This is a genomic window from Microbacterium mangrovi, assembly GCF_000802305.1.
Classification (GTDB): domain Bacteria; phylum Actinomycetota; class Actinomycetes; order Actinomycetales; family Microbacteriaceae; genus Microbacterium; species Microbacterium mangrovi.
The window spans coordinates 1-600 of record NZ_JTDK01000035.1; the positions used below are offsets into that span (position 1 = coordinate 1).

1 protein-coding gene is annotated in these 600 nt (G+C 66.5%); it reads left to right on the forward strand.

From position 1 onward, the window contains the following. Window positions 1-2: 2 nt before the first annotated feature. Window positions 3-600 (forward strand): DDE-type integrase/transposase/recombinase (locus LK09_RS20365; protein ID WP_231563190.1); only part of this gene is annotated, 598 nt, incomplete at its 3' end.

A 600-nucleotide genomic window follows, 5' to 3' on the forward strand; every position in this document is an offset into this window, starting at 1 on the left:
TCATCGTATTGAAGGTCGTCGCGGGCGAGTTGACGGTCACGGAAGCAGCCGAACGGTACGGGATTTCGCGGCGACATCTGCACCGTCTCCTGGCCCGCTACCGAGACGAGGGTTTGCCGGGGCTGGAGCTGCGCTCGCGGGCACCGTTGACGCATGCGAACGCGACGACCGATCGGGTGAGGCAACGGATCGTCGCGCTGCGGGTGCAACTTGTCGCGGATGGATTGGATGCCGGCCCCGTCACGATCCGGTGGCATCTGGCCCGGGAGGGATTCGCCGCACCGTCCACGTCCACAATTCGCCGAGTCCTGCACGACGCAGGGCTGATCATCCCGGAGCCGCGGAAACGGCCCCGCTCGTCCTACGTCCGGTTCGAGGCAGCGCAACCGAACGAGACGTGGCAGTCCGACTTCACCCATTGGCGTCTCGGCGACGGCACGGACGTGGAGATCTTGAACTGGATCGACGACCACGCCCGGTTCCTGTTGTCGTGCACCGTGCACACCCCGGTGACCGGCGATGACGTGGTCGACACGTTCCTGGCTGCCGTCGAAACGTACGGGGCGCCCGCATCCACCCTCACCGACAACGGCCGCGTCT